Source organism: Methanobrevibacter sp. (assembly GCF_045646045.1).
In the GTDB taxonomy this organism is placed as follows: Archaea; Methanobacteriota; Methanobacteria; order Methanobacteriales; family Methanobacteriaceae; genus Methanocatella.
This window is the reverse complement of the sequence record NZ_JAZRJY010000122.1, coordinates 21,572-27,571: the sequence shown is the minus strand read 5'-3', so window position 1 is coordinate 27,571 and position 6,000 is coordinate 21,572. Positions and strand designations below refer to the sequence as shown.

Genomic DNA, 6,000 nt, shown 5'->3' with positions numbered 1-6,000 from the left:
ATTTTTACTATTTTTCTTATATAAAGCTTATTAAAGTATTACTTTTAATATTATTTTTTTAAATTTTGTATTACTTTTGTAATACTTATATCATATATTTTTTTAAATTAATAATACTAATTTGAAAATATATCTAATGTAAATGAAAATAACGGTTGTGAAGTAAAATTAAATCAGAATATTTAAAATTCTTAATTAAAAACAGATTTTAAAATTATTGTGATGTAAATGAAAAGGGCTACTGCAAAGTAGAATAAAACCTGAATATCCAATATTCCGGTTTCAACACTTAAAATAGCATAAGTTAAAATTAAACTATAAAGTCCAATGTAAAAGTAATCTTTGGTTTTTTCCATTATCTTGAATCCGATTCCCAAAATAAATCCTAAAAGACACATTTCAACTGCTACACCAACTTTTCCAAAATCAGCCACCATCTGTCCTATTAATGTTGGTGTAATTGTCACTTCTGTTCTCCATGCAATTAACTTGCCGACCATCATTCTAGGTCCGAGTTCACTTCCGGGAATTGAACTTGCAAGTATCTGGCCATGTGTAGCTCCAAAGTTTCCTCCAATGATGTCAAGTAAATTTAGGACATGTAATGTAAAATCGGCCCTACTTTTCAATGTGTAGAATGGATCTATTGCACTGCTGACAGTTAATTCATTTATTGACCTGAAATAACCAATTCCAATTATTGCACCCACACCAATCAATCCTCCAACTACAACTTCCCATACTGCTATAATATTTCCATAATATGCTATGATAATTAGCAATAGTAATGCCGCAAGTAGTGGTGTCCTGTAGCCTAATGTTAATAAAATTACCACATCCATAATGAGGAGTAAAAGAAATCTGAATCTTACCTGGGAGCGAGTTATTATTTTGTCTTGAAAATCTTTTAAATAAACGCTGGCTAAAATACAGGTTCCAGGAATAATTAAAAATACTGGCATGGTAAAGGCAGGTTTTAACAGATATCTAATTGATGGCTTTAAAATGGGAATTCCTCCAACAGAAGCAATGCTGATAAAGAAAAATCCAATACTTACTAAAATTAAACAGAATCCGATTGAATAAATGTCTTTTCTTTTAAAAACCAAAACATTTTTCGTATCATTTAAAAAGAATCTGGGCAGAATCGCTGCACCAATAAAGAAAAATAAAAATGCAATAATTAAAGTTTGAGTTAAACTGGTTGATACTGGAGTTAATGACAGTGCTAAAAATGCAGCAAATACAACCAAAACAATTAATGGATTAAAAATATGATTTTTAAGTATTTGGCTCTTTTTTAAGAAGCCTAAAAAATTTTCGCTTGGATAAATCTTTTTAAAAAAGCTGTTAACCCATTGATTTTCTAGAAATCCAATAATGGAAAAAATAGTTGTAAATAAAAATGATTTATGAAATTCATCATTTATTATATTTAAAAAAGATGTTAATTTTGAATAAATGAAACTCATAAATCACACAACTTAAAGTTTTTGGATATTGGTGACATCAAAATTACTTTTAATGGTGTTGATGTCATTATCGCTGCAGTTATAAATTCTAATTGTTATTTCATTTGTAATTCCATTAAAATTGCCCAAAATATTATTCATTTGTGTCATTTCACTGCTGGTTGCTCTTACAATATTTAACTGATCATTGGTATTTGAACCTTTAATGGATATTCTTCCGTCATTTTGGAATAATATATTTGTAATTTCTTGGACTTTATTGCTATCAAGTGAATTTATAGCTATTGTTGTTGAAATTTCGTATGATGTATCGTTGGAAATACCTGAAACCAAATCATTAGCTGATGTAATGTTTTTAGGTTTTATTTTGACATCGGTTAAATTATGATATTTGTCTCCATTTATTTCTAAAGTCATACTGTTAATATAAACATCAGCATTAGGAACCTGATTGTAAAGTCCTACAATATAATCTCTGCCATTTGAGTTTACCAGGGCTTTAACATTACTTCCCTTATCATCATCTAACCATTTAATATTTCCGGATAATGTAACCTGTTCACCATTGCTAGCATTATATCCATGAACAGTAGTATTAACGATATAGCCTTGTCTATAATAACCCAAATATTTTTCGTTAATTTTATTTAATGTTGATGAGTCATATGATGTCTTTTCATTGACTGTGTCATTATTTGAGGAAATATGGATAAATGCAAAAACAACTGCACATATTACTAAAATTATAATTGCATAATCCACTAATGTAAATCTTCTTTTCATATATGATCATTCTTCATAAATAGCGCCGACAGGACAAACATCAACGCATTCACCACAGGAATCGCATTTGTCCGGGTCAATAATTACTTTATATGCTTTTTTTGTTATTGCTTCTTCCATACAGACGTCAATACAATCTTCACATATTCCACATTCTTCCATATCTATAATCATCAATGTGCTGCACCACGATTTAATTATTTTTTTAAAATAATTTCATATAACTATGTCTATATTTAATTTTCATAATATTTAAATAGTATTTTTGTTAATAGATAGTGTAAATAATGATATATCTAATGTCTAAACCAAACATTTATATATCATAAATATAAAATATTATATTGTATGCAGGGGTGCCCGAGCGGCCAAAGGGGGAGGACTTAAGATCCTCTGGTGTAGGCCTTCGAGGGTTCGAATCCCTTCCCCTGCACTGTATTTTTAAAAATTTTTTTTAATATTCTCGATTATGCCTTAGTGGCTCAGGTGGTAGAGCGCTACCTTGGTAAGGTAGAAGTCGGGGGTTCGAATCCCCCCTAAGGCTTATTAAAATCTATTTTTTTATAATCTCAATATTTTCAAAAGAGTTTATTTTTTCAAAATTTTTATTTAAAATAAGCAATATTATTTTTAATGTTTTTTCAATGCCTGATTGTGATCTTTGGAATAATTCATCACTGTTATTCTCTCTTAAATCACTATAGACATCAGTAATTGTTGTAATTTCATATTCCTTGGTGATGATGGTAATGGCACCATGGCCAATTCCAGCACTAGTTCCAATTGCAATATCGCAATTAGTAATGTCCATAACTGCTTTGGCCATAATTTTGCTTGTTTTTTTATCTCCAGATTCATCATAAACCTTAATGCCTTTAATAAGATAATCTGGTTTTGGTGGATTTTCTACATTTAATATGTCTTTTACTGCATCAAGTGTCGGGATAAATAAACTGCATATAACACTTAATTGATTATAATCAAAGTTTCCATATTCATCTGGATTCTTGATGTATTCACTTCCAAAATTACCGTCATAATTTTGAGCAAGTGCATGCAGTTCTAAACCTATTTTTCCATGAGTAAAACATTCTGCAGTAGCTATTTTAATCATATTGGCCCTTCAATAGTTTCAATGCATTCATTGTTATGATTTTTGCAACTTCATCTAAAGTATATGGTGTTACAGGTTCCATATCTCTAATTAATTTGTGGGTTGTTAATATTAAATGATTTTCAGTAATTCCTTGAGCTCTTAATTCTTCAATAGCAGGATTATCGTTATCATATTCAGAGATATCCTTAATTTCAATATTCTCATTACCGAAACCGAATATTCCTGCAGTTCCAATAGTTTTCGCACCTCTTTCATGTGCATGTTTTATAATTTCTGCAGCAGTTGATATTGTATTTCCACCTGCAATTACTATAATTACTACATCACCATCTATTAAATCAATATTTTCTTGGGTAATGTATTCAGTATGGCTTTCAATATTTCTAAAATCCTCATCATGTGTACATAACCTTTTTATGAAATCAGGTTTGGCCTCTCCGACCTCTGCTCCAAGAAGGGTAAATATTACATCTCCTCCTGAGATTTTCTGCCCATCAAAAGCACCAATAACTTTTGGTCCTCCCCTATGTACTTGCATCAAATTAATGGCTATTCTTAAACCTAATCTTCCACATCCGATAAGGTCTATTTTTCCTTTCGGCACTCTTTTATCTTCCATTTTTTGTATTTCATCATTGTTCATTTCTTTCACTCCCCATTGGGGCTTTATCAATTATTTCACAACTTATATCTAATTTATCAATAATATTTTTTAAATAATATAGTCCTGGAACCTCACTGTTGTGATGACCCAAATCAATCAATGTTAAATCTAAATTCATTGCCAGAATAGCAGTTTCCTGTATTAAATCGCCGGAAATTATCATATCTAAATTATTTTTTTTAGCTAATTTTATGTAATCAGATTTTTTTAAACCGAATCCTGAGATAATGGCGACTTTTTTAATTATTTCGTCTTCCTTTGGTTTATTTACAATGGTGAATTCATTGAAATTACTTAATATATTTTCTTTTAAATCGTTGTATGATAAATTAGCTTCACATATTCTCCCAATATCTGTATCTTTATCAAATGATTCGATAACTTTTAAATTTAAACAATCGGCTAGTGCTTCGTTTGCACCCCCTTTTATAATATCCCAATTTGAATGTATTGTAAATGTTGGAGTTTTTGGGGTAAATAATGGTGGATGGTGTGTAATAATTAATGTATTGCTTGAATAATCATCGTCTTGAGGATATAAATCCATAAATATTTTTATTGAAGTAATTTCCTGTGTTAAATCATAACTTCCCATCAAACCAACATTGTCATTACTTAAAGCTAAATCTTGGGGAATTTCATTATCTAAAAAATTTATAATTTCATTAAGTTTCATTTAAATCATTTTTGATTCAATTTTATTTAATTCATTCAATATAATATCGTCTGGGCTAAAGGGGTTTATTGTTGATATTTTTATGGCTTTTTTATCTGTTAGCTCAATGAATTTATCAATATTTTTTTCTTTAAATATTACTTCTTCAAAAAAGCCCATTTCGCATGCGCTGTATAAAACACCCTCTTTTTTTAGGATTTTATTTAGTGAATTTGTTAATATGCCTATTGTCAATGTCATAGTTCCTGATGTTTTGGTATCAATGCCTTTTGTTTTTAAGATTGCTTTGTTTGGTGATTTAACAGCATTTAATCTATCATGAATATTGTTTTTATTTTTTAATGCTGTGTCATTATCTTCAGCTACTGGATCTTCTATTAAAAACGCTTTAACATCAAATTTGGATGACTGTTCAACATTTATCCCTCCAAAACCTGTCGTATCAATAACAACATTTCCATCATATATTAAATCTAAATTGGATGAGAATTTTACCTGGTTTTTCAACTCACCACCAATGGATGTATACAATAATTCTTCTAAATGTGGATAAATATCAATCAAGGTGATGTCTGTATATTTTTCGCTTAATTTTTTAACGATTCCGGCACCGGTAAAATATGTACCTATGACTATTATTTTCTCGTCTGAATTTAAATTTAAACTTTCAATATAATCAAAACAGGCCTGTGATTTTTTATTTATAATATCATTAAAAATATCAATTAATTTAATCTCAGATTTAATGGTTAAAACTTCTGAAGTAATTCCTGTATCAATATCCATCTTAATCCCTTTTTTCAAATCCGATTTTTTCAAGTGCTTCGCATGCTTCTTTATATACTGCATCCTCAATAGATTTTTGATGAATTGCATGTGATGGTGAAGTTCCACAGGTTAATATCCTTCCTTTATTATCAATAAATATTAAAAGTGAACCAGATCCAGGAATTCCCAGTCTGCCTCTTGCAATAATTAAATCAGCATCACTTTGGTCAAGTGCCATATAGGCTTTTGCAAGTGCAGGGATTCTGCTTGTATCTGCAGTATTGGTGTTAATTTGAAGTATTTTGGCTGCATGTAAATTATATTCCTTTAAAACTTGATTTAAAACTTCTACTTTAATGCCGTTTTTATTTGGAACATATATTTTTCGAGCATTTTTTATGTACTCTTGAATTTCAATTACTTCTTCAAGCGTATCTCCGAATCTGCAATCATTTTCAGATTCTTCAAACGCATTTTTAATCATCTTTTCGAATGCCATAGTACCACTTTTTAAAAATAA

The 6,000-nt window shown here is 29.6% G+C and carries 8 protein-coding genes and 2 tRNA genes; 2 read left to right on the top strand and 8 right to left on the bottom strand.

Annotated elements, in window-relative coordinates; genetic code table 11:
- Positions 1 to 191: 191 nt before the first annotated feature.
- From ACKI5C_RS08350 to ACKI5C_RS08340, 3 genes are read right to left on the bottom strand one after another with little or no spacing between them, the layout of a single operon-like run.
- Positions 192 to 1,472 carry an oligosaccharide repeat unit polymerase family protein gene (locus ACKI5C_RS08350; RefSeq protein WP_407432690.1) on the bottom strand — a complete coding sequence of 427 codons (1,281 nt, stop codon included), beginning with the start codon at positions 1,470 to 1,472 and terminating at the stop codon, positions 192 to 194.
- Between the two features lie 12 nt (positions 1,473 to 1,484).
- Complete coding sequence (locus ACKI5C_RS08345; protein WP_407432689.1) at positions 1,485 to 2,255, bottom strand: adhesin; 771 nt, start codon at positions 2,253 to 2,255, stop codon at positions 1,485 to 1,487.
- Positions 2,256 to 2,261: 6 nt separating this feature from the next.
- Positions 2,262 to 2,429, bottom strand: a complete 168-nt coding sequence (locus tag ACKI5C_RS08340) for a 4Fe-4S dicluster domain-containing protein (protein WP_058738535.1) — start codon at positions 2,427 to 2,429, stop codon at positions 2,262 to 2,264.
- A 176-nt stretch (positions 2,430 to 2,605) separates the two neighbouring features.
- Here ACKI5C_RS08340 and ACKI5C_RS08335 point away from each other — a divergent pair.
- Positions 2,606 to 2,688, top strand: a tRNA-Leu gene (locus ACKI5C_RS08335).
- A 38-nt stretch (positions 2,689 to 2,726) separates the two neighbouring features.
- A tRNA-Thr gene (locus ACKI5C_RS08330) sits at positions 2,727 to 2,799 on the top strand.
- Between the two features lie 9 nt (positions 2,800 to 2,808).
- On the opposite strand, the gene ACKI5C_RS08325 is transcribed toward ACKI5C_RS08330, so the two are convergent.
- The 5 genes from ACKI5C_RS08325 to ACKI5C_RS08305 are packed head-to-tail and all read right to left on the bottom strand — an operon-like array spanning position 2,809 to position 5,979.
- Positions 2,809 to 3,369, bottom strand: a complete 561-nt coding sequence (locus ACKI5C_RS08325; protein WP_407432688.1) for a UPF0254 family protein — start codon at positions 3,367 to 3,369, stop codon at positions 2,809 to 2,811.
- Positions 3,362 to 4,015, bottom strand: a complete 654-nt coding sequence (locus tag ACKI5C_RS08320; protein WP_407432687.1) for a hypothetical protein — start codon at positions 4,013 to 4,015, stop codon at positions 3,362 to 3,364. The genes ACKI5C_RS08325 and ACKI5C_RS08320 overlap by 8 nt, the downstream gene beginning before the upstream one ends.
- Positions 4,005 to 4,712 carry a Nif3-like dinuclear metal center hexameric protein gene (locus ACKI5C_RS08315; protein ID WP_407432686.1) on the bottom strand — a complete coding sequence of 236 codons (708 nt, stop codon included), beginning with the start codon at positions 4,710 to 4,712 and terminating at the stop codon, positions 4,005 to 4,007. The genes ACKI5C_RS08320 and ACKI5C_RS08315 overlap by 11 nt, the downstream gene beginning before the upstream one ends.
- Entirely contained in the window at positions 4,713 to 5,498 is a 786-nt protein-coding gene (locus ACKI5C_RS08310) for an SAM-dependent methyltransferase HcgC family protein (RefSeq protein WP_407432685.1), read from the bottom strand.
- A gap of 1 nt (position 5,499) precedes the next feature.
- Complete coding sequence (locus tag ACKI5C_RS08305; RefSeq protein WP_407432684.1) at positions 5,500 to 5,979, bottom strand: DUF3236 domain-containing protein; 480 nt, start codon at positions 5,977 to 5,979, stop codon at positions 5,500 to 5,502.
- Between the last annotated feature and the right edge of the window lie 21 nt (positions 5,980 to 6,000).